Genomic DNA, 23,462 nt, shown 5'->3' with positions numbered 1-23,462 from the left:
ATTGCCATTGAACTTGATCAATAGTTCAATGGCATTTTTCTTTGTGGCAGGTTACGGCACGTTACGATGTTGACACATCAAAAGATGAACCCTACATAGGGGCATAATTCAACATGTTCCGTCCGCAGTCTCGCCCCTACGATACCGTAACCGTTTCATCATATTGAACCAAAACGCCCATGCTCAGGGCGGAATTTCAATTGTCCTTTTTCTTGACAAACACCTCTTCACCTTTGGCGTATTTGCGAACAACATCCCTGCTTGCTGTAAATATGGGAAATATGAGGCTGTTTTGTAATGCTGTGTGTATCAATTTGTTGAGTGGAATTATCGGTTTTTCAATCCTTTTTGACCTGCGTTTTTTGTGCAATAGCATTGAGATTGGCTGGCAATAGCAATGCTTTAACGCTGCAAACCCATGTGAATGACAGACCAAACACATGCAAATAGGCCGTAATTTTCGATGTTTTAAGTCGAAAATATCGATTTTCTTCGCTTTTCATCCCATTGATGCATCCTGTAAGCATAGTTAATTTTTCTATTTCATCACTTTACACATGCCGTTTTATAGGCACTTTTTTAGGACAAAAAGTGTCAGTCAAACGAGTCAAAGATGTATGAAAACAATTTGGACATGCCCGCTTCTTGCCGTTGTCACCTTTTGGGTAACGTTTCTCAGAACCATCATTCAAAGGCGTGTAAACATAGTGCTTCCATACCAATGGCCTATTGTGTGTTGGCTTCGTTTGGCGAGCATGCGGAAACGCTATAAAGGAGTTAAAATAAAGCAGATGCGTGACAGATTGTGTTTTTTTTGCTAACTTTGCATGTTCAACAAACAACAAGAATCATAGATATGGCCTATTTATTTTCATCAGAATCAGTTTCAGAGGGACATCCAGATAAAGTTGCTGACCAAATTTCAGACGCTTTGCTCGATCAGTTCTTGGCTTACGATAGTGACGCACATTGCGCTATCGAGACCTTTGTGACCACCGGACAGGTTGTGATCATGGGAGAGGTTCGCTCGAAAGAATACGTTGACTTGCAAACCATCGCGCGCAAAACCATCAAGAAGATAGGTTACACCAAATCGGAATATCAGTTTGATGGCGATTCGTGTGGCATCATGTCGGCCATTCACGAACAGAGTGAGGACATTGACCGTGGGGTGAATCGTGCGAATGAGGACGAACAGGGTGCCGGAGACCAAGGCATGATGTTTGGTTATGCCATCAACGAAACCGAAAACTACATGCCAGTGTCGCTGGACTTGGCTCACCTTATCATGCGAGTGCTGGCCGATATCCGCAAGGAAGGCAAGGAAATGACCTATCTTCGACCTGACTCGAAAAGCCAGGTGACGATAGAATACAACGACGACCACACGCCCCGTCGCATCCACACCATTGTGGTGAGTACGCAGCACGATGAGTTTGACAGCGACGACGACCGCATGTTGGCCAAAATTAAGGCCGACGTCATCAACATTCTCATACCCCGTGTCAAGGCAGCGTGTGACGATAAGACGCGCGCACTGTTTAATGATGACATCTTATATTATGTGAATCCTACGGGAAAGTTTGTCATTGGCGGGCCTCATGGCGACACCGGGCTCACCGGAAGGAAGATTATTGTAGATACATACGGTGGGAAAGGTGCCCACGGTGGCGGAGCATTCTCGGGCAAAGACCCCAGTAAGGTGGACCGATCGGCAGCCTACGCTTCACGATATATTGCAAAAAACCTGGTAGCGGCAGGCGTTTCTGACGAGGTGTTGGTGCAGATTAGTTATGCCATTGGTGAGGCTAAGCCCATCAACATCTATGTAGATACGTACGGACGCGGCAAAGTTGGGATGACAGATGGCGAGATTGCCCAGAAGATTGGTGAAATGTACGATCTTAGACCGAAAGCCATTGAGAAGAAATTCGGCCTTCGCAATCCTATTTATTTCGAGACAGCGGCTTACGGACACATGGGACGACAGTACGAAGTGAAGGAAAAAACGTTTGAAAGTCGTTATCATGAGACGAAAGTCATGCAGGTAGAACTGTTTACTTGGGAGAAGCTGGACGACGTGGAGCGCATCAAACAAGCCTTCGGTATTTAAGAATAAATGTTGCAGACCGACTCTCTTTCACAGTCAATCGTTGCCGATACTGCGCATACTGGGTCCTCTATGGCGCGACAGCCCAAGCAGCTTACGCCGGCACAGGTGCTGAAGTGGTTGCCCAAAGATGCCACTCCGGCACAACAAGACTCGGCCATTCAGGCCCATATCAAGCCCAGCAAAATCAGTTGGAGCCAGATGCCGGATACCCTTCACTTGCCGGGTCATCCGGTAGGGAAGAGCTTTCGTGATGTCAGTTTGCCGCAATATTACAAGGAGTCGTTCTTTTCAAAAGACTCGATGTTCCATCCCGAACTCGATGGAGGGCGCGTGGGCGTGGTCGGTGACCCTGTTCCGTACACGGTGTCGGGTGACGACTTGATTACAGGTGTGCTGCTCGGGTGCTTTATCCTGGCCATGCTCGCCTTTTCAAAGTCTAAGAGGTTCTTGGAAAAGCAGGTCAAGACCTTCTTTTATCAACCACGCGGACGGACGACGGAAGTCACGGAAACGGGCGAAGAGATACGGTTCCAGTTCTTTTTTGTCTTTCAAACGTGCCTGCTGTTGGCCCTCTTGTTCTTTTTCTATTCACGCACCTACGTCACCGATATCTTTGTGCTGGAATACTACCAGATCATGGGTATTTATACCGCAGCCCTCGTTTTGTATTTCATGGCGAAGACCTTGGTCTATACATTCACCAACTGGGTGTTCTTTGATAGGAAAAAAAACGGACAATGGATGAAGGTGCGGTTGTTCTTGGTATCGATGGAAGGCGTGGCATTATTTCCCATTGTCATGTTATTGTCATATTTCGATGTCTCGATGAAAAGTGCTGTTATTTATGCAATTATTGTCATCGTGCTGATTAAATTGCTTACGCTCTATAAGTCGTATGCCATCTTTTTCCGTCAAACGGGGTCTTTTGTGCAAATAATTTTGTACTTTTGTGCACTTGAAATCATTCCAATGCTCGCTTTGTGGGGAGTTTTTGGATTGGCAAACAATCATTTTAAAGTAAATTTTTAGGACACTGATGGTCAAAAAAATCTTAGTATCACAGCCCCAACCAACAAGTGAGAAGTCGCCGTATTATGATATTGAGAAGGAATATGGTGTGAAGTGTGTGTTCCGACCCTTCTTCAAAGTGGAGGGACTCTCTGCAAAAGAATTTCGTAAGCAACGCATTAACATTCTCGATTATTCAGCTATTGTGTTCACTTCTCGCCATGCGATAGACCATTTTTTCACGCTGGCCAAGGAGATGCGCATCACCATACCGGAAGACATGAAGTACTTCTGTGTACTTGAAACCATTGCGCTGTACATCCAGAAATATGTACAGTATCGCAAACGCAAGGTGTTTTTTGGAACGAGTGGCAAGATTGCCGACCTGGTTCCGTTGATGGTCAAGCATAAAACCGAGAAGTATCTCGTTCCGATGAGTAGTGTTCACAACGATGATCTCAAGAACTTGTTGGACGCAAAGAAGCTCAAACATACCGAATGTGTGATGTATCGAACGGTGAGCAATGACATGACAGAAGAGGAAGTAAAGACGTTTGATTACGATATGATTATCTTCTTCAGTCCTACCGGCGTAAAGGCATTGCAAAAAAACGTGCCTCATTTTGAGCAAGGAGACATCAAGATTGGTGCCTTTGGGCCTGCCACATGCAAGGCAGTTGAGGCAGAAGGGTTTAGATTGGACTTGAAAGCACCCGATGCAGACAATCCTTCGATGACGGGAGCCTTGAAGGCTTATCTGAAAAAAAATAAAAAATAGAAAGTCAATTGCCGACCGATAGGCCTTTTAAACTTAGTAAGTGGGAGCGGATATGCAGTAGAACTCAGCTGGAAAAGCTCTTCACCGGAGGCAAAAGCAAATCCTTTTCGGTGTTCCCTTTAAGGGTTGTTTATTTGCTGACCGATCAACCTGATGGCGATTTACAACATGTAGTGCCCGTCAAGATGATGGTGAGTGTGTCGAAAAGGCACTTCAAGCGAGCCGTTAAACGCAACCGCGTGAAGCGACAAGTGCGTGAGGCATATCGGCAGAACAAAGAGATTGTGGTGTCATCTATGGCAGATTCCCCCAATCGTCAGCTGTTATTGGGCTTTATCTGGATGTCTGATGAGCTTCATGATACGGACACCGTGGAGCGAAGTATGCAGGTCTTATTAAAACGAGTAGCTGATAAACTGTGAATGTTCTCAAGTCTATAAGTCATGGTTTGATGCGGATTCTCCAAGGAATCTTGCTGGCTCCCATCTTGTTTTATCAGAAATTCATCACGCCTTACACGCCCCCGTCTTGCCGATTCACACCGACATGTTCGGAATATGCACGGCAGGCCATCATCAAGCATGGCCCATTCAAGGGGTTGGCGTTGGCCGTATGGCGCATCTTACGATGTAATCCGTGGGGTGGTAGTGGATACGATCCGGTACCGTAAGTTTCTCTTTGAGTAGAGGCCCCAGCTTCATAATACAAACGAAAAATATAAATTTGATTCGATGACAAAGAACTTTGTTGAAGAACTGAAATGGCGTGGCATGTTAGCACAGATGATGCCAGGCACCGAAGAACTGCTTGAAAAAGAACTCGTGTCGGCTTATTTGGGCACTGATCCAACGGCCGATTCCTTGCATATCGGCCATTTGTGTGGCATCATGATGCTCCGTCATCTGCAAAGATGTGGTCACAAGCCCTATCTGTTGCTGGGTGGAGCGACGGGAATGATTGGAGATCCGTCAGGAAAAAGCTTGGAACGCAACCTTTTGGATACTGACACCTTGTATCATAATCAAGAGGCTATTAAGCAACAGGTGTCCAAATTCCTCGATTTTGATGGTGACACACCCAACAAAGCCGAGCTGGTGAACAACTATGACTGGATGAAAGACTTCACTTTCCTTGACTTTGCACGCGAGGTAGGCAAGCACATTACCGTGAATTATATGATGGCCAAAGACAGTGTGAAGAAGCGTTTGAACGGTGAAGCCAGCGATGGTTTGTCGTTTACCGAGTTTACTTACCAGCTGTTGCAGGGCTACGATTTCCTTCATCTCTATCAGAAGCATGGCATCAAACTGCAACTTGGCGGCAACGACCAATGGGGAAACATGACGACGGGCACAGAGTTGATTCGCAGAACACTGGGTGCTGAGGAGAATGCTTACTGCCTAACGTGTCCCTTAATCACGAAGGCTGACGGGAAAAAGTTCGGCAAAACGGAGAACGGTAACATCTGGTTGGACAGAAACCGCACAACACCGTATGCGTTCTATCAATTCTGGTTGAACGTTAGTGATGATGATGCGGAGAAATACATCAAGATATTTACCTCCTTGGAGCGTGAGACCATCGAGGCACTTGTGGCCGAACATCAGCAAGATCCCGGCCGACGTGTTCTTCAAAAGCGTTTGGCTGAGGAAGTGACGGTGATGGTTCATTCACAGGAAGACTTAGACATGGCCATTGAAGCCAGCAACATTTTGTTCGGAAAAGCCACCAAGGAGAGCCTACGAAAGCTCGATGAGGCTACCTTCCTCGATGTCTTTAACGGCGTTCCTCAATACGAAATTGATAAGAATCAGTTGGGTTCGACGGCCGTAGATCTCTTCAATCAGGAGGGAATGGAGATGTTCCCAAGCAAAGGTGAGATGCGGAAACTGGTGAAAGGTGGCGGTGTTTCGCTCAACAAAGAGAAGCTTTCGTCCTTCGATCAGGTTATTACGGCAGACGACTTGATAGACGGTAAGTATCTGTTGGTGCAGCGTGGAAAGAAGAATTACTTCCTCATTACCGTAAAATAAAACAGTAACTGGTTGCTCTCAGTTCTGTTTTTAGAACCATAAACGGCCTATGTGTCACAGGGAATCGTGCCTTTCAGACATCGTTTCAGTGACAGGTAGGCTTTTTTGTTGGTGAGGGAAGTGCCGCTTATGCTGAAACATGCTTAAGATGTTCGATATACTTGAATTACTTATCTGTTATTGATTGTTTGGCTAAAACCAAGTGCTGGGTTGGCATGGGTGTTCTTGTTACTTTATTTTCGATAGAAAGTAAAGCGCAGACCTACTATCTACAAAGCGATTCAAGCGCATTGGTTGACAGCGTAGCGCTACCTGATACTTTGTTAAATCAATCGCCCTATGTGTTCAATGTTGACTCACTGATGGACAAACAATCAGCCAGTCCCCCCAAATATCCATGGCGGGCAGCCGCTGAAGTGGTGGGAATCAACGCTACCTTCCTGGCAGTTGACTATTTTGTATTAGATGCTAATTTCGCCAAGGTAACCAGTAAAACGATTAAACGCAACGTTCGGCTCAATCAATGGTTTTGGGATGGGGATGTGTTTCACACCAATTTATGGTACCATCCCTATCATGGTAACCTATTCTTCAATGCCGCTCGCAGTAATGGTATGAACTTCTGGGAGTCGATACCTTATACCCTGGCCGGCGACTTGTTGTGGGAAATTGCCGGCGAAAACGAACTCCCATCCATCAATGACGCCATTTCTACCGGCATAGGTGGGTTGGCTATCGGCGAAAGTACCTATCGTTTGTCGAACCTCGTGTACCATGATGACCAGCGAGGGTGGCGGCGTGTTGCCCAAGAACTGCTGGGAGCAGCCATCAATCCCATCCGCGCATTGAATCGCCTATTCACAGGTGAAGCTTGGAAGATACGTCCTCAAAAAGTAGCTTATCATGATGACGAGCGATTACCCGTACGCATAACAATGGCTGTTGGCGACAGATATGTATCGGGCCACGATGCTTCCACGATGCGGTTTCATACACCTTATTTGGATTTTTCGGTCTGCTATGGCGACGCTTTCAGTGAGGAACACAGACCTTTCGATTACTTTACCCTCGATGCGGGTGTGGTTGTGGGGCATCAACAACATGCGGTGAATCACGTCAACATCATCGGACAGTTGGTTGCAGCTCCTCCGATGGAGAGCTGGGGCATGCAGTCGCGCTTCGGTGTTTATCAACATTTCAACTACGAACATACCAATGGGCGTAACGGAGGCTTGCCTCCTTACCAGCTTTCCGAGGCTGCCAGCGTCGGAGTAGGGTGGCTTTGCAGGGTTCCTTCCATTCGTCAAAACCTGCAATTTGATCAATCTTTCTTCCTCAATGGTATGTTGTTGGGCGGACTTTGGAGCGATTATGCCGACAATCCCTTTCACAAATCCTACAACATGGGCAGCGGCTTCACCGCCCTGTCACGCACGCAATTCTCGGTAGGTCACCGCTTTTCTTTCTCTCTGGATGCCCGCTTTTTTAGAATGTACAGTTGGCGTGGCTACGAAGATGTGCCAGCTGACACGCCATACGAAACCTTCAGCGCACAAGGCGAGCGCAACCAATCATCCGTATGGATGTTGCGTCCCATGCTCAAAATCCCAGTTTGGCGACAATGGGGGCTTCATTTGTCGGGCGCTTATTATCATCGTGATACCCACTATACCTATCGAAACGATGCTACTGCTCGTACATACGAAGTGAGATTGGGCCTGCTTTATCAGTTAAAGTAGTACAAATTTCGCGCTTCCTCGCCCTGTTTACTTGTGTTTTGGTTTGGTTGTGTCACGCCAACTTCTTATCTTTGCAGATACATACGTAAATCATCAACTATCAATACGCATACCATTATGAAAAAATTATTTTGTACACTAGCCCTTGTTGCTTTTGCAACAGTCAGCATGTTTGCAGGTTCAAAAGTCATTGCTCACCGTGGTTACTGGACCACACCAGGCTCGGCTCAAAACTCAAGGACATCGCTCCAGAAGGCACTCGACTTGAATATCTATGGCTCTGAAATAGATGTATGGATCACGACCGATGGAAAACTCATGGTGAATCATGACGCTGATTTCAATGGCGTGGTGCTTGAAAAAGCTTCTTATAAGGATTGTAAGAACCTAACACTTAAGAATGGGGAGAAGATGCCACAGCTGAAGGACTTGCTGAAGATGATGAAAAAGACCAAAAGCAAGACCAAACTCATCATTGAAATCAAGACCCATTCAACGTTAGAAGCCAACAAACGCGCTGTCCAAGCAACGGTGAATGCCGTGAAAAAATATGGAATTCAAGACAAAGTGGAATACATTGCGTTCAGTCATGACGTGTGTTTGGAACTGGTACGACTGGACAAGCAGGCGAAAGTGGCTTATCTTTCGGGCAACAAGACGCCGGCTCAGCTCCATCAGGAAGGCATCACAGGCATTGATTACCATATCGGTGCTCTGCGCAAGCACCCCGAATGGATCAAAGAGGCGCACGATCTGGGCATGACAGTCAACGTGTGGACCGTCAGTGATAAGGCTGGTATTGAAGAAATGAATAAGGCTGGGGTGGATTACATCACCACCAACGAGCCCGTATTGGCCATTGATTTGACGCGGTGATGAGGCTGATGGAAAGAAAAAATCCATCTCTTCGTTAATAGAACATCCATTCAAAGCATGCGAAAAATCATCTTATTGCTTGTCTTGACCACCACTTTTGCCGTGGCTCAAGACAAGCAAAAACTTAGTAAAACGGCACAGTCGCTCGAGCGTCGGGGCTATGTCAACGTGCAACAACTCGACAAGACCATCCAGGTATCCTTGATGTATGCCCGCGCAGACAACTTCACTGGCGGCGTGTTGTACGACGATTTGCGCGAAGCCTACCTCCATCCGCGCGCAGCACAGGCACTGGTCAAGGCGCAAAAGCGGCTCAAGGAGTTGCGTCCGGATCTTCGATTGAAGATTTATGACGCTGCCCGTCCCATGTCCATTCAGCAAAAAATGTGGGACAAGGTGAAGCATACCTCCAAATATTTCTATGTGTCCAATCCCGCACGCGGCGGTGGTTTGCACAATTACGGACTGGCTGTCGACCTCACGCTGTGCAATCTGAAGGGCGATACCCTTGACATGGGCACCAAAATAGACTATATGGGACGTGCGGCTCACATTGACAACGAAGCCCAACTGGTGGCGCATGGGCGCATCAGCAGGCAGGCTCGCAAGAACCGTCAGCTGCTTCGTGACGTCATGACATACGCTGGTTTCAAGCCCTTGCGTACCGAATGGTGGCATTTTAACTTCCGCTCACGGGCACAGGCAAAGCGTTATTATCAGGTAATCAAGTAGCCCGCCGGCTACTTTTTTTATTTTATTTTCGATGAAGAGATGGGTATGATGAACGAAGTTACCGCAGCATTCATTCGCCAACACGCCGATGATGACGTGCGACAGCTGGCCCTCAAGGGAGGTCAACACCCAGGTGTGGACATGCCTTTGGCCTTGCAACAGATTGCGGGGCGACAGACTGCCCGACAAAAACTGCCGTCCTGGGCAGCGATAGACGCATTGTTGTACCCGCCACACCTGTCTATGGAGCAATGCTCTTCCGAGCAAACGGCGCGCTACAAAGCGCAGTTGGCCGCGCGGCTCTGTGCAGATTTCGGTCAAGAATCATGGTCAGAAGACCCGAAGAAAGCCCATCTGCCCCATGAAACAGAGCCATCTTTGGTCGATTTGACAGGCGGTTTTGGAGTTGATTTCTCCTTCATGGCCCGTCAATTCGAGCGTTGTATCTACGTAGAACGGCAACAAGCGTTGTGCGAGATGGCTCAACACAATTTCTCCCTCTTAGGTTTGCAACAGGCAGAAGTGGTGTGTGCCGATGGTGTGGACTATCTTCGGCGGATGAATCACGCCACGGTAATCTACCTGGATCCTGCCCGTCGTGACCGACAGGGCGGCAAAACGGTGGCCATCAGCGACTGCACACCTGATTTGTTGAGCCTGAAAGAAGAGCTCACGGATAAGAGTCTTTTTGTCATGGTGAAGCTCTCTCCGATGCTCGACTGGCACCAAGCCGTGGCTCAACTCGAGACTGATGGGGTGAAGGTGTGCGAGATACATGTCCTGTCGGTGAGAAACGAGTGCAAAGAACTGCTCTTCGTCTTGAGCAAGCAACGGCATAAGCCGCTCACCCTCCATTGTGTGAATGATGACCAGGCCTTTGTTTGTTCGGCCGATGAGCCGTCTGTCGTACCGCCTCCTTACGTAAGTCCCGAAGATATACGGCCGGGATTGTACCTCTATGAGCCCCATGCGTCAATCATGAAGGCCGGTTGTTTCTCGGCTGTGAGCGCCCAATTGGGCGTTCGGAAGATAGCACCCAACTCGCATCTCTTTATCTCCGAGCGTGACCTCCCGGCGTTTCCAGGGCGGAAGTTCTGTATTCAAGCCCTCGCATCGATGAACAAGAAAGAACTGAGGTCAGTGCTTCGCGACGTGCGCCAGGCCAACATCACCACCCGCAACTTTCCCCTTTCCGTGGCCGAGTTGCGCAAACGGCTCAAACTGAAGGATGGGGGAGCGGTTTATGTTTTCGCTACCACGCAGGCAGATGGGCGGCATGTTCTGTTGATTTGCAGCAAATAATCGGTGACGTTGTCATCAACCGCTCATGCGTAAGATGGATAACAATCTGCTGTTTGATATGTGCGCACCGGTCGATGACGAGCTTGTTTGACATCGCCGCCATGGCAATGTATATTATTGATAAACAGATGTTTATATCTTTTTCTCGCTATTTGATAGAATACTCGAAAACACTTGCCCGCCAAACTCAATGACTTTGGGCTCCAAACTCAATGACTTTGGCTGCTAAACTCAATGACTTTGGATGTCAAACTCATTGCTATTGAAATGCTCTTCAGCAGGAGCGTGATTCCCCTTGTCATGCTTGCACTCCCGCGAGCGGTAAAAAATGTAGGCGTTTTATTTTGAAAATAGGCCAAATAAGCGTAACTTTGCAAGCCTATATTGCATACAATCTTATTAAAAAGAATGCCATCTGTACAAATTAAAAAGGTCGAGTCGCTGCGCGATTTGAGAACGTTCGTTGACTTTCATTACGACCTTTATGAGGGAAACCCATACGATGTTCCGAATCTTTTCATGGACGATATGAACACCTTGCGTAAAGATAAGAACGCTGCATTTGAGTTTTGCGAGGCAGAATATTATATTGCGTACAAACAGGGTAAAGTAGTAGGGCGCGTAGCAGCCATCATTAACCATCGAGCCAATGAAAAATGGAAAACGAAGATCGTGCGTTTTGGCTGGATTGACTTCATAGATGACTTGGAGGTATCTCGCGCCTTGTTTGATGAAGTGGCTGCCTATGGCCGCTCAAAAGGCATGACCGAGATGGTGGGTCCATTGGGTTTCACCGACATGGATCCTGAAGGAATGCTCACGTGGGGCTTTGATAAGCTCAGTACGATGATCACCATTTACAATTATCCTTACTACCCACAGCATATAGAGAAGTTGGGCGGATGGGAAGTTGACCAGAATTATGTGGAATATTTCTTTGACGTTCCTAAGGAAATTCCTGAGAAATATGCGAAGATAGCCGAGGTTGTAGAAACGCGTTACAACCTGCACATCAAGAAACTGACCCGAAGGGAAGTGAAAAAGACCGATTATGGACGAAAGGTTTTTGACATCATCAACGAGACGTACAAAGACCTTTATGGCTATTCTGAACTCAGTGAGAAGCAGATTGATCACTATGTGAACATGTATCTTCGCTTCGCCGATTTGAACATGATTACGCTCATTGAGGATTGGAATAAGGACAGGAAGCTCATTGGCGTGGGCATTTCAATTCCATCCCTGTCGTATGCCTTACAAAAATGCCGTAGAGGCCGCTTGCTCCCCTGGGGGTGGTGGCATCTGTTGCGGGCCATCAAGTTTCAAAAGACAGGAGGTGGGGGCGACTTGCTGTTGATGGGTGTGCTGCCAGAGTATCGATCCAAGGGTGCCAATGCCTTGTTGTTCACCGATTTGATACCTGTGTTTAACAAGTATGGGTTCACTTGGGCCGAGAGTCAAGTGGAGCTGGAAACCAATGAGGGCGTGCAAAGTCAATGGGGACCGCTGAAGCCTACGAATCATAAGCGTCGCAGCTGTTTCAAGAAGAAGATTTAATTCTTGCCCACAGCCGTATCGGGTAAGTGGATTCTTTTTGGGGTTTTAAACGCTCTTTCGTGCGTGACGATGGTATGTAGAGTGTGCTGATATGGTAGAAACCATCCCCTACGGAACTGCTGAAAACGAATAACAACCAAAAAACCGATGACTGATAAAAACAAGCAAGAATTGCAATCGACGAATCATAACAATACAGCTTCTGCTCCGGTTGGGGCAGAAGAAATCGTTTCTTATACAGACGACAACATCCGGCACCTGTCGGATATGGAGCATGTGCGTACCCGTCCGGGCATGTACATCGGCCGATTGGGCGATGGAAACTTGCCCGAGGATGGCATCTATGTGCTGTTGAAGGAAGTGATTGACAACTCCATCGACGAGTTTAAGATGAAGTCGGGCGACCGAATTGAGATTGACGTGGAAGAAAACCTGCGCGTCAGCGTGCGCGACTACGGTCGTGGTATTCCACAAGGCAAACTGGTAGAGGCCGTGAGCATGCTGAATACAGGTGGAAAATACGATTCGAAAGCGTTTAAGAAGAGTGTGGGATTGAACGGTGTGGGTCTCAAAGCCGTGAATGCTTTGAGTGCACATTTTGAGGTGAAGTCGTACAGAGAGGGGAAAGTTCGTTCCATTACGTTTGAAAAAGGTGAGATTAAGACCGATCAGACCGATAAAACGAAGGATGAAACGGGTACCTATGTCTATTTTGAACCCGACAACACGCTGTTCAAGAACTACTCGTTCCACGATGATATCGTGGAAACCATGCTGCGCAACTATACCTATCTGAATGCCGGACTCACCATTATGTACAATGGACGGCGCATCAAAAGCCGTAACGGATTGGAGGACTTGCTTAACGACAACATGACAACGGACGGATTGTACCCTATTGTTCATGTGATTGGCGATGACATCGAGATTGCCTTCACACATACCAATCAGTACGGAGAAGAATACCACTCGTTTGTCAACGGACAGCATACCACGCAGGGAGGCACGCATCAGAGTGCTTTCAAGGAGCATATCGCCAAGACTATCAAAGAGTTTTACGACAAAAACTACGAGTACACCGACATTCGAAACGGCCTTGTGGCGGCCGTAGCCATCAACGTGGAAGAGCCTGTTTTCGAGAGTCAGACCAAGATTAAACTGGGGTCGACGCTTATGGCACCAGGTGGTGAGACCATCAACAAGTACGTGGGCGATTTCATCAAGCGTGAGGTGGACAACTACCTGCACATCCACAAGGAAGATTGTGCGGACGTGCTGGAGACTAAGATCAAGGCCAGCGAGCACGAACGCAAAGCTATGGCGGGGGTAACGAAGCTCGCCAGAGAGCGTGCCAAGAAGGCCAACTTGCACAATAAGAAGTTGCGTGATTGCCGAATTCACTTCAGTGACGAGAAAAATGATCGCAAGGAGGAGAGTTGTATCTTTATTACCGAGGGCGATTCGGCCAGCGGCAGCATCACCAAGAGCAGGGATGTGAACACACAAGCGGTGTTCTCGTTGCGGGGAAAACCACTCAATTCGTACGGTTTGACCAAGAAGGTGGTGTACGAAAACGAGGAGTTCAACCTCTTGCAGGCGGCTCTCGACATTGAAGATGGCCTAGACACGCTGCGCTACAACAAGGTAATTGTCGCCACAGATGCCGATGTCGACGGCATGCACATCCGTCTGTTGATTATCACTTTCTTTCTACAGTTCTTCCCCGAGCTTATCAAGAAAGGACATGTGTATGTGTTGCAGACGCCTCTTTTTCGTGTTCGTAACCGCAGAACGAAGATTAAAAATAAGCAAGTGATAGCAGATGCGGACGCCAGTCGTGACAAAAAAGAGCGAAAGAGCGATTTCATCACTCGCTACTGTTATAGTGATGAAGAGCGACAAGAAGCGATTAAGGATCTGGGACCCGAGCCTGAAATCACCCGATTCAAAGGATTGGGAGAGATATCTCCTGACGAATTTGTCCATTTCATCGGGCCTGACATGCGACTGGAACAGGTGACGCTGCACAAAAACGACCAAGTACAAAAGCTTTTGGAGTATTACATGGGCAAGAATACCATGGAACGACAAAACTTTATCATCGATAATCTGGTGGTCGAGGAAGACCTTCCGGAAGACGAACTCAAACCAATTGACTGACAATCTTTGTCATTTAGGCGGAGAATCGATGTCTTTGGGGCGAACAATTCTTTTATGTAAAATCAGACAAATGAGACGACTCGTTGCTACATGTTGGGCACTATTGATAGTTTATTCAGTATCCGCTCAAATCAATATCAATTTTGGGAAAGATTCACCTCTTCGCAAGTTGCAAATTGCGGAGATGGCCATCAACAATCTTTATGTTGATACGGTGAACGAAGACAAACTGGTTGAAGACGCCATTCGTGGTATGTTGGAGAAGCTAGACCCACACTCTTCTTATACAACGGCGAAAGAAACCAAGGCCATGACTGAATCTTTGCAGGGATCTTTTGAAGGTATTGGCATTCAATTCAACATGATGCAAGACACACTCATGGTCATTCAGACCATTACCAATGGTCCATCGGAGAAGGTGGGCATCATGGCCGGCGACCGAATCGTGAGTGTTAACGACAGTAGCATTGCGGGTGTCAAGATGGCACGCGAAGAGATTATGCGGCGGTTGCGTGGAAAGAAAGGAACAAAAGTAAAGTTGGGCATCCTCCGTAAGGGCATTGGGGAGCGGCTTTACTTTACCGTAGTGCGCGATAAGATACCTGTTAAAACCGTTGATGCCAGTTACATGCTCCGTCCCCAATTAGGCTATGTGCGCATAGGGAGCTTTGGTGCGACCACTTATGATGAGTTTATGGTCTGTATCACTGCACTGAAAAAGCAGGGAATGCGTGACCTTGTCTTGGATTTGCAGGACAACGGAGGTGGCTATTTGCAAGCTGCGGTGAAGATAGCCAATGAGTTTTTGCAGCGCAACGACTTGATTGTTTATACCAAAGGACGACGCGCAGAGCGTATAGAATATACGGCACACGGTAACGGTAGTTTGCTTTCGGGCAAGGTGATGGTGCTGATGAATGAGTTTTCAGCATCCGCTGCCGAGATTGTTACAGGAGCTATCCAGGACCAAGACAGAGGGCAGGTGGTTGGACGGCGTTCGTTTGGGAAGGGTTTGGTGCAGCGTCCGATCGATTTTCCTGATGGAAGTATGATGCGACTCACCATCGCTCACTACTATACTCCATCGGGACGTTGTATTCAAAAACCATATACCAAGGGTGATAACGAAAGCTATGCCCGAGAATTGGACACTCGTTTCAAGCATGGGGAGCTGTATAGTGCCGACAGTATTCATTTCGCTGACTCGCTGAAGTATAAGACTTTGCGCCTCAAACGCACGGTATATGGTGGCGGAGGCATCATGCCTGATTACTTTGTTCCACTCGATACGACCAAATTCACACCGTATCATCGGCAGTTGGCAGCCAAGGGAATCATCATTACAGAGAATCTGAAATATGTTGACCAACATCGTAAACAACTGCAAAAACAATATCCAACCTTCGCAAAGTTTGTGCGTGAGTTTGATGTTCCGCAGCAGTTGGTGGATGCAGTGATTCACTCTGGTGAGAAAGAAAAGGTGAAACCGAAGGATAAGGAGGAATTACAAACGACCTTACCCGCTGTGAAAAACCAACTCAAGGCATTGGTTGCACGCGATTTGTGGGACATGAATGAGTATTTCCAGATTATCAATGAAACCAATGACATTGTCCTTAAGGCCGTTGAACTGATGAATTAAGGCGAAGACGGGACAAGTCATAATATACCTTGTGATATCTCCTCAATGGCGCATGCCTTATTCTTTGCTATCACTAATAGTAGCATTGCGAGTGCACGCTCATGACGATAGCCGGCATTGATGCTATCGCCAGCGTTGGATGTCCATGGACTTTACGGGGGAAAGACGCAGGTTTGGGAACGATACTTAGCACCGTTGTTTGCTGGTCATGATACTTAGAACCATCTCATCAGTCATGCCCATGGCGTCTTTGCCAATGCTGGTGAGGTTGCGTATCGAGCGATCCACGTCCTCGTCGATGATACCTTCTGCCGACGTTACATGCTTGTTTTCCATCGACAGCAAGGCCGAAAGCACCGCAGTGCTGACACCTGAGCTGATTTTTAGTGAGCAACTGGGCTTGGCTCCGTCGCAAATCATGCCGGTAAGGTTGGCAATCATGTTCTTGATAGCATGACAGATGTGGGCATAGTCGCCGCCCATGAGGTAGGTGATGCCACAGCTTGAGCCGATGCTGGCCACCACACAGCCGCACAGAGCCGACAGTTTGCCCAGGCTCTGCTTGATGTAAATGGCCGATAGATGACTGAGTGTCAGGGCACGGATAAGTTCTTCTTCCGTATTTTCGTTTTCCATGGCGTACACCACCACTGGGTTTGTGGCGCAGATACCCTGGTTTCCCGACCCACTATTGCTCATCACCGGTATCATGGCCCCACCCATTCGGGCGTCGCAGGCCAATGCTGTCTTGGCGATGATGTGCGAGTAGATGCTGTTACCAAATATCCCTCGGCTCAATGGACGATCCATCGTCTTGCCCAAGCAGTGGCCGTAGTTGCCCTTCAGCGACTGATTGGCAGCATTCATGTTATACTCTTTTGTTTTCAGCATGAACCTGATTTCGTCGGTGGGGGTGGTGGTGGCGAAGTCGTAGACCATCCGGAAGGAAAGCTGTATGCCGTTCTCCTCCGGTTCATCTTGCTTCCTCAGCCCTTTGTCGAGCAGGATTTCCCCATTTTTGCATAGGTGGACAAAGTTGGTATGCGCGCCTGCAATGATGGCCTTTGCCGTTTGATCGTTTGCCTGGCATGTCACCTCAATGTACAGTTTCTCGGTAATTCCCTGTTTGAGTTGGATGTCTATGCGTTTTTCCTCTATGTATTTCTTCGCGTCTTCCAGCGTCTGAGGCGTGAGATCCTTGATTACTTCCAACTGATATTCACTCTTTCCTACAATGCTGCCCAGCGCTATGGCAATGGGTAGTCCTATCATTCCTGTACCTGGAATGCCCACACCCATGGCGTTTTTCAAGATGTTAGCACTCAGTAGGGCGGTTATTTTCTCGGGCCGACAGCCCAACATCTCCGTTGCTTTGGCCGTACATAGCGCCACGGCCATGGGCTCCGTGCATCCAACGGCAGGCACTACTTCCTGGTGGATGAGCTGTATGATTTGTTTTCGGATATGTTCTTCAAGCATGGTTTTGTAGATTCAAATGGTTTTTATATCGTGGTTTGTTTGTATGTAGGTGTGTCTTACCTGTGCAAAGCAGTTTGCCTTGCCACGCAGCACAATCTGTATTGCGTGGCAAGGGCGTGCAAGGTTAGTCGCGATTGCGGTATGCCTCCAGTCCTTTCTTCAAGAAGTCGAGGTACGCCGACACATCTTCTTTATAGCTGTATGAGCCAGTCAGCGGTTTTCCTGCATTGTCCAGTGGCACATAGAAGGGCTGTGTGTTGGCGCCAAACTTACTACTTTGCAGATAACTCCATTTGTCGCCAACCGTGCGAAGCGTGCGCTTTTTGCCGTTGTCCATCACTTCTAACTGTTCTTTCAGCGGCGTTTTGTCGTCCACGAACAAGGAGATGAGCACATAATCCTTTGTCAATACCTCCGCAACCGATGGATCAGTCCACACAGCCGCTTCCATCTTTCGGCAGTTGACGCAACCAAAGCCGGTGAAATCGATGAAAGCAGGCTTGCCCTGAGCTTTGGCGGCAGCCATTCCTTCTTCGTAATTAGTATAGGCGGCGTGAACCTCTTTGTTGTTCAGGTTGAAGTCTTGTGTGCTGATTGGGGGTGCGAAAGCACTCACGGCCTTGACTGGTGCGCCCCAAAGACCAGGCACCATGTACACCGTGAAGGCCAGCGAAATCATGCCCAGCATGATACATACCACCGGCATGGGTTTACTCTCGCCGCCCACCATGTCGCTTTGGAACTTGAGGTGTCCGATGAGATAAAGTCCCAACATGCCGAAGATGACAATCCACAGCGACAAGAACACCTCACGATCGAGGATGTGCCAGCCGTATGCCAGGTCGGCTACGGAGAGGAACTTTAAGGCGAAGGCCAGTTCGATGAAGCCCAATACCACCTTGATGGTGTTCATCCAAGAACCCGATTTGGGTGCTTGCTTCAGCCAAGAAGGGAACAGGGCGAAGAGTGTGAACGGCAGAGCCAGTGCCAAGGCGAAGCCAAACATGCCGATGGCAGGCCCCACCCAGTTGCCCGATGTGGCGGCTTGTACCAGCAAGAAACCAACGATGGGAGCTGTACAAGAGAAAGATACCAGCACCAACGTGAAGGCCATCAGAAAGATAGAGAGTAATCCGGTGGTGGAAGAGGCCTTGCTGTCCATCTTGTTTCCCCATGACTCAGGCAGCCGCAGCTCGAACCATCCGAAGAAAGAGAGTGCAAACACCACCAGCAGCAGGAAGAAGAAAATGTTGAAAACCGCACTGGTTGCCAGTTCGTTGAGCTTGTGTGGATCAGTAAATGCCGTCACAAGCAGTCCCAGCGACAGGAATATCACGATGATGGCCAATCCGTAGGTAATGGCATCGCGCATGCCTTTGGCCTTGTCCTTGGTGCGTTTGAGGAAGAAACTTACCGTCATGGGGATGATGGGCCATACGCAGGGCGTGAACAGCGCCAGCAATCCGCCGGCAAACCCCATCAGGAACAGAAACCACAGTGAACCGTTCTGCTCGCTACGGCCATCCTGTTGTTGCAATTCTTGGATGACAGGCTGCCATAAATCAGTGCTGACAGCCACCTGGTTGGTATCCACCGGTGCGGGAAGAAGCGTGTCCGTCGCCGCGGTCTGCATGGAGTCTGGGTTGAGGGATGAAGGCGAATCCGTATCTTTCGCCTCTTTTTCAGTCGGTTCCTGCGGTGTTGTTGCAGCCTCAACGGCCGGCGATTTCCCGGCTTTCTTGTAGGCTACTTCTTGCGGTGGCATGCACGTTTGGTCGTTGCATGCGCCATATTCCAAATAAGCATCAATGGTATAATTGGGTTTGGTGAACCTTACTTTCTGGACAAACTGCGCCTTATGCTCAAAAAAGCGCAGCTTCATGCCAAACAGGTTGTCCATCTTCGAGATTTCGTTGCCGCGCGCCACCAGGCCGCCCACTTTCTCTACGCCGTCCATTTTGTTGACATGGAAAGAGGCCTCGATAGGCCCACTGCTGCCAAGGTTCACGGAATAGACGTGCCATCCCTGTTCAATATCAAGGTTGAAGACAATTTCGCCTTCAGCAGTTTTCCCCGTTTTGAGTTGTGCGGATGATTGTATGGGGTCTACAATCTGTGCTTGGGTGAATAGCGTTGTCAACGACAACAATGCCAGCACTAAATACTTTTTCATGTTAAGTGATATTTATGGTTGTAATAGCAATATCATAGTATACAGAAAGTCACACGCCATTACCACAGCCCATTCATGGTTTTGCTACCGTTACAGGACTGTAGATGCAAGCACTTTCACGGCTTGTCCGACTTATAAAGTCGGCCTTGTCTGCAAAAATATATAATTCTGTTGATACAGACAAACGTGGAAGTAAAAAATACTTGTTTGAGAACGTGAATTTTTCATGCCATTCCCCGCAGCCGCTGTCATCATTGCTTTAAGAATCAAACCTTCACCACAATGAAAGCCAGGCGTGATGAATTATCTTGACAACGAATGCGCTCATGCTTGGCTTGTCAATCAGCAACCCCGCTTCTTGTTTCAAATTCGCCCAAAATAAGAAAGTTTTCTATTTTGTTGTCATACAGGAAGTTACATGTATTCACCACTGCCGTTGCTTTAATTTCCAGACCGTTAACGGGTAAAAGCATTGCTTTTGGTCACCAATAGCTATGCTTTTAGCCTGCAATGGCAGTCCTATTGACCGCCAAAAGGATGCTTTTCATCACATCATCTCGTTGTTATTGGGTCGAAATTTGCTTTTTTCTGCTCAATTAACGCCTTGTTTGCATCCCGTTTGCCTATTTTTTCTAGAAGGTACGCTTCTGAAGGCCGTTTTAGGGGCGTTTTCTTTCAAAAATACTTTACATATTCTGTGCGGTAAGGCCCCATGAGTATCCTTTTTCTTCAAGTAGTTGCTTGCGGAAACGCTTCATGATTTGTGTGCGTCTACCCCCTACCGTTCTGAGTAAGGTCACTGCCATCTTACTGTTTTACTAAACTTAATCAATAAAAAATAAAAATTTTTTGTGGATATAAAGATTATATGCTACCTTTGCACCCTATAAAAAATGCGGCAATAGCTCAGTTGGTAGAGCACAACCTTGCCAAGGTTGGGGTCGCGAGTTCGAGTCTCGTTTGCCGCTCATTTTAATATTTGTTCAGGCTGCTGTAGTCTGGTTGGTGCGACATGAAAACTTTTTTCCGTGGACAAACCTGGCAGATACAGTCGGTTTTGGCTGATTGCCGCAATGGTGGAATTGGTAGACACGAGGGACTTAAAATCCCTTGGCCAGTAATGGCTGTGCGGGTTCGAGTCCCGCTCGCGGCACACTAAAACTAAAAATGATTACTATGCGCAAAAATCTCATCTTTACTTTATCAGTATGTTCAGTGCTGGCACTCAGCTCATGCTCAAAAATGGGAGCGTTGTCAGCAGACAATTTCACGGTAACACCAAACCCGCTGGAGACAAAAGGCGGTCAGGTTCCAGCTACCATCAACGGTGCTTTTCCTGAAAAATACATGAAGAAAAACGCTGTTGTGACCGTGATTCCCGAATTAAGATATGGAAATGGGCAGGTTGCCAAAGGGACAGGATCTACGTTCCAAGGCGAGAAAGTGCTGGGAAACGATCAGATGATTTCTTATCGTTTGGGTGGTCGTTACACCATGAAGACGGCGTTTGATTTCGTTCCCGAGATGCAGAAAAGCGACATGTATCTTACTTTCAGCGCTCGCAGGGGCAATAAGAAGATTAATATACCAGCCGTGAAGGTGGCCGAAGGCGTGATTGCTACGTCCGAACTGTACAAACAACTGTTGCTGGGTGACGGCGGTTGCATCGCTCCCGACTCTTTCCAGCGTGTTAATGCGCGGAAGCAAGAGGCCAACATCAAGTTCTTGGTGAACCAAGCCAACTTGCGCCGGAGTGAATTGAAGAATAACTCTGTGAAGGAGTTTGTTGCCATGTTGAAGCGCATCAATGCCGATCGCGAGAAATTGAACATCCGTAACGTTGAGGTTCAGGCTTATGCATCACCGGAAGGTGGATTCAGCTTCAACGACAAGTTGGCTGGCAAGCGCCAGAATACTTCTGAGGCTTACGTTAAATCGCAGCTGAAGCAGACGGGAGTGGCCACTGGCATTGACGCTCACTACACCGCACAAGACTGGGATGGTTTCCAGAAATTGGTTCAGGCCAGCAACATTCAAGACAAGGATGTCATCCTACGCGTGCTGTCCATGTATAAGGATCCCGAGCAGAGAGAGCAGCAGATTCGTAACATGAGTGAGGCCTTCCGCGAATTGGCTGACGGCATTTTGCCTGAGTTGCGTCGTTCTCGTCTGATTATTAACTATGAGACCATCGGCAGAAGTGATGAGCAAATCAAGGCACAATATGCCACCGATGCCACCAAACTCAGCGTAGAGGAAATGCTCTATTACGCTACTTTGGAAGACAACATGGCCAAGAAGGAAGAAATCTACAAGCGCACGGCTGAATATTATGACAAAGACTATCGGGCTTTGAACAACCTGGCTACCTTGGCATTCAAGAAGGGTGACGAGATGGAAGCCACACGATATCTCGAACGTGCTTTGCGTGTTAATCCGCAAGCTCCTGAGGCTTTGGCTAATCTGGGTATCATGGAACTGGTTAACGGCAACGTGAAAGAGGCCGAGACCAGCATCGCCAAGGCACTGGGTGAACAGAATGTAAACGTGGCTATCGGTAGTTTGAATCTGGCAAAGGGCAATTTTGCACAAGCAGAGAAAGACTTCGAAGATGTTAACAGCAACAGTGCGGCCCTTGCACAGTTGATGAACAAGAACTATGCTGCAGCAGCGGCTACGCTTGACAAGGTAGCTAACCCTAATGCCTTGACGGACTATCTGCACGCCATCGTGGCTGCACGTCGTGGTAACAAGTTTGCTGCAGAATCTTATTTGAAAGAGGCTTTGAAGAAAGACCCCTCATTAAAGACATACGCTGACAACGATTTAGAATTGTCTATCTTGAGATAAGGCAACTGTTTGCTATGAAGCATATTGCCTATTTCTTTTGGCTCACTTTGGTTTTGATGTCGTGCGGTACCGACAGTCATCATTTTAAACTCGATGGCCGGCTGCTGCATCTCAACCAAGGTGAGTTTTACGTTTATAGTCCCGATGGCATCATCGATGGAATGGACACCATCAAGGTGACGGGAGGACGGTTCACGTACGAGATTCCTTGCGAGAAATCAGGAACGTTGCTCATCGTGTTTTCCAACTTTTCAGAACATCCCGTCTTTGCTGAACCTGGTAAAAAGGTAGAGGTGAAGGGGGATGCTTCGCATTTGAAGGAACTGGAAGTGAAAGGAACGGATGACAACGAGCTGATGACTAAGTTCAAGAAGAAGATAGCCAACGCATCTCCTCCGGAGGTGTTGAAATACGCAGAACAGTTTGTGAACGACCATCCCAGCTCGGATGTGGGCAGGTATCTTGTTTCTAAGTACTTTCTCAGAACGCCCAAACCTAACTACCCCAAGGCCAAACAGTTGGTGGACGTGATGGTGAAAAAGCAGCCCAAGAATGGAGCTTTGAGCCGGTTGCAACGACAACTCTCGGGAGGGTTCGTGGCAGAAGGTGACCGATTGCCATCCTTCTCGGTGACTGATATGAACGGCAATGTTGTGACAAGCGCAGCTTTGAGTCAGGCTCCACTGGCCGTCATCAATGTTTGGACGTCGTGGAGTTACGAAAGTTTGGATATACAGCGGCAGCTCAATCAGTTTCAGAAGAAGCATGCTGGTCGCCTCAAGGTGGTTGGACTATCGATTGACCCCAGCAAAAAAGCCTGCAAGGAGACCTTGGATCGTGACTCCATTCGGTGGTCGAACATCTGTGATGAAGCGATGTTCGAGGGCAGTCTTGTCCATCAGTTAGGCATTTCATCCATACCTTATAATATCATCTTGAAAAACGGACGCGTAGTAGCATGTGGACTTGACGCTCAGGCTCTCATGAAGAAGTTGGAAGAGTTGATCTAAAGCGACTTAT

General features: G+C 47.8%; 17 protein-coding genes and 2 tRNA genes. 17 read left to right on the top strand and 2 right to left on the bottom strand.

Annotated elements, in window-relative coordinates:
* Nucleotides 1-856: 856 nt before the first annotated feature.
* From metK to HMPREF0650_RS10455, 13 genes are all read left to right on the top strand, one after another.
* Complete coding sequence (metK, locus tag HMPREF0650_RS10515) at nt 857-2,113, top strand: methionine adenosyltransferase (protein WP_004350649.1); 1,257 nt, start codon at nt 857-859, stop codon at nt 2,111-2,113.
* Between the two features lie 6 nt (nt 2,114-2,119).
* A complete protein-coding gene (locus HMPREF0650_RS10510) occupies nt 2,120-3,142 on the top strand; it encodes a DUF4271 domain-containing protein (protein WP_004350646.1) in 1,023 nt (340 codons plus the stop codon).
* A 7-nt stretch (nt 3,143-3,149) separates the two neighbouring features.
* The gene (locus HMPREF0650_RS10505) at nt 3,150-3,899 is read left to right on the top strand and encodes a uroporphyrinogen-III synthase (RefSeq protein WP_004350645.1); all 750 of its coding nucleotides are present in this window, start codon (nt 3,150-3,152) and stop codon (nt 3,897-3,899) included.
* Nucleotides 3,900-3,907: 8 nt separating this feature from the next.
* Entirely contained in the window at nt 3,908-4,321 is a 414-nt protein-coding gene (gene rnpA / locus HMPREF0650_RS10500) for a ribonuclease P protein component (RefSeq protein ID WP_040563192.1), read from the top strand.
* Nucleotides 4,322-4,350: 29 nt separating this feature from the next.
* Nucleotides 4,351-4,569: a membrane protein insertion efficiency factor YidD gene (gene yidD / locus HMPREF0650_RS10495; RefSeq protein WP_004350642.1), complete on the top strand. Its 219-nt coding sequence runs from the start codon at nt 4,351-4,353 to the stop codon at nt 4,567-4,569.
* 61 nt (nt 4,570-4,630) lie between these two features.
* A complete protein-coding gene (gene tyrS / locus HMPREF0650_RS10490; protein WP_004350641.1) occupies nt 4,631-5,932 on the top strand; it encodes a tyrosine--tRNA ligase in 1,302 nt (433 codons plus the stop codon).
* Nucleotides 5,933-6,147: 215 nt separating this feature from the next.
* Nucleotides 6,148-7,671 (top strand): DUF3943 domain-containing protein, encoded by a 1,524-nt coding sequence (locus tag HMPREF0650_RS10485; protein ID WP_155813634.1) that lies wholly within the window; start codon nt 6,148-6,150, stop codon nt 7,669-7,671.
* A gap of 117 nt (nt 7,672-7,788) precedes the next feature.
* Entirely contained in the window at nt 7,789-8,547 is a 759-nt protein-coding gene (locus tag HMPREF0650_RS10480; protein WP_040563191.1) for a glycerophosphodiester phosphodiesterase family protein, read from the top strand.
* 57 nt (nt 8,548-8,604) lie between these two features.
* Nucleotides 8,605-9,279: a M15 family metallopeptidase gene (locus tag HMPREF0650_RS10475; protein ID WP_004350635.1), complete on the top strand. Its 675-nt coding sequence runs from the start codon at nt 8,605-8,607 to the stop codon at nt 9,277-9,279.
* 45 nt (nt 9,280-9,324) lie between these two features.
* Nucleotides 9,325-10,581, top strand: a complete 1,257-nt coding sequence (locus tag HMPREF0650_RS10470; protein WP_004350633.1) for a THUMP-like domain-containing protein — start codon at nt 9,325-9,327, stop codon at nt 10,579-10,581.
* A gap of 408 nt (nt 10,582-10,989) precedes the next feature.
* Nucleotides 10,990-12,138, top strand: coding sequence for a hypothetical protein (locus HMPREF0650_RS10465; protein WP_004350631.1), 1,149 nt, complete (start codon nt 10,990-10,992; stop codon nt 12,136-12,138).
* Between the two features lie 147 nt (nt 12,139-12,285).
* The gene (locus HMPREF0650_RS10460) at nt 12,286-14,298 is read left to right on the top strand and encodes a DNA topoisomerase IV subunit B (RefSeq protein WP_004350629.1); all 2,013 of its coding nucleotides are present in this window, start codon (nt 12,286-12,288) and stop codon (nt 14,296-14,298) included.
* 70 nt (nt 14,299-14,368) lie between these two features.
* Entirely contained in the window at nt 14,369-15,940 is a 1,572-nt protein-coding gene (locus HMPREF0650_RS10455) for a S41 family peptidase (protein WP_040563187.1), read from the top strand.
* Nucleotides 15,941-16,126: 186 nt separating this feature from the next.
* On the opposite strand, the gene HMPREF0650_RS10450 is transcribed toward HMPREF0650_RS10455, so the two are convergent.
* Nucleotides 16,127-17,419, bottom strand: coding sequence for an L-cysteine desulfidase family protein (locus tag HMPREF0650_RS10450; protein ID WP_004350626.1), 1,293 nt, complete (start codon nt 17,417-17,419; stop codon nt 16,127-16,129).
* Between the two features lie 124 nt (nt 17,420-17,543).
* Nucleotides 17,544-19,592 (bottom strand): protein-disulfide reductase DsbD family protein, encoded by a 2,049-nt coding sequence (locus HMPREF0650_RS10445; protein ID WP_004350624.1) that lies wholly within the window; start codon nt 19,590-19,592, stop codon nt 17,544-17,546.
* A gap of 895 nt (nt 19,593-20,487) precedes the next feature.
* Between HMPREF0650_RS10445 and HMPREF0650_RS10440 the strand changes: the two genes are divergently transcribed.
* The 4 genes from HMPREF0650_RS10440 (at nt 20,488) to HMPREF0650_RS10425 (ending at nt 23,452) form a co-directional block, all read left to right on the top strand.
* A tRNA-Gly gene (locus tag HMPREF0650_RS10440) sits at nt 20,488-20,560 on the top strand.
* Between the two features lie 99 nt (nt 20,561-20,659).
* Nucleotides 20,660-20,745 (top strand) — tRNA-Leu (locus HMPREF0650_RS10435).
* Nucleotides 20,746-20,768: 23 nt separating this feature from the next.
* Nucleotides 20,769-22,442: a tetratricopeptide repeat protein gene (locus HMPREF0650_RS10430; RefSeq protein ID WP_040563205.1), complete on the top strand. Its 1,674-nt coding sequence runs from the start codon at nt 20,769-20,771 to the stop codon at nt 22,440-22,442.
* A gap of 14 nt (nt 22,443-22,456) precedes the next feature.
* The gene (locus HMPREF0650_RS10425; protein WP_004350621.1) at nt 22,457-23,452 is read left to right on the top strand and encodes a DUF4369 domain-containing protein; all 996 of its coding nucleotides are present in this window, start codon (nt 22,457-22,459) and stop codon (nt 23,450-23,452) included.
* The last annotated feature ends 10 nt before the right edge of the window (nt 23,453-23,462 follow it).

Source organism: Hoylesella buccalis ATCC 35310, from assembly GCF_000177075.1.
Classification (GTDB): domain Bacteria; phylum Bacteroidota; class Bacteroidia; order Bacteroidales; family Bacteroidaceae; genus Prevotella; species Prevotella buccalis.
This window is presented reverse-complemented; position numbering and strand designations above follow the sequence as displayed.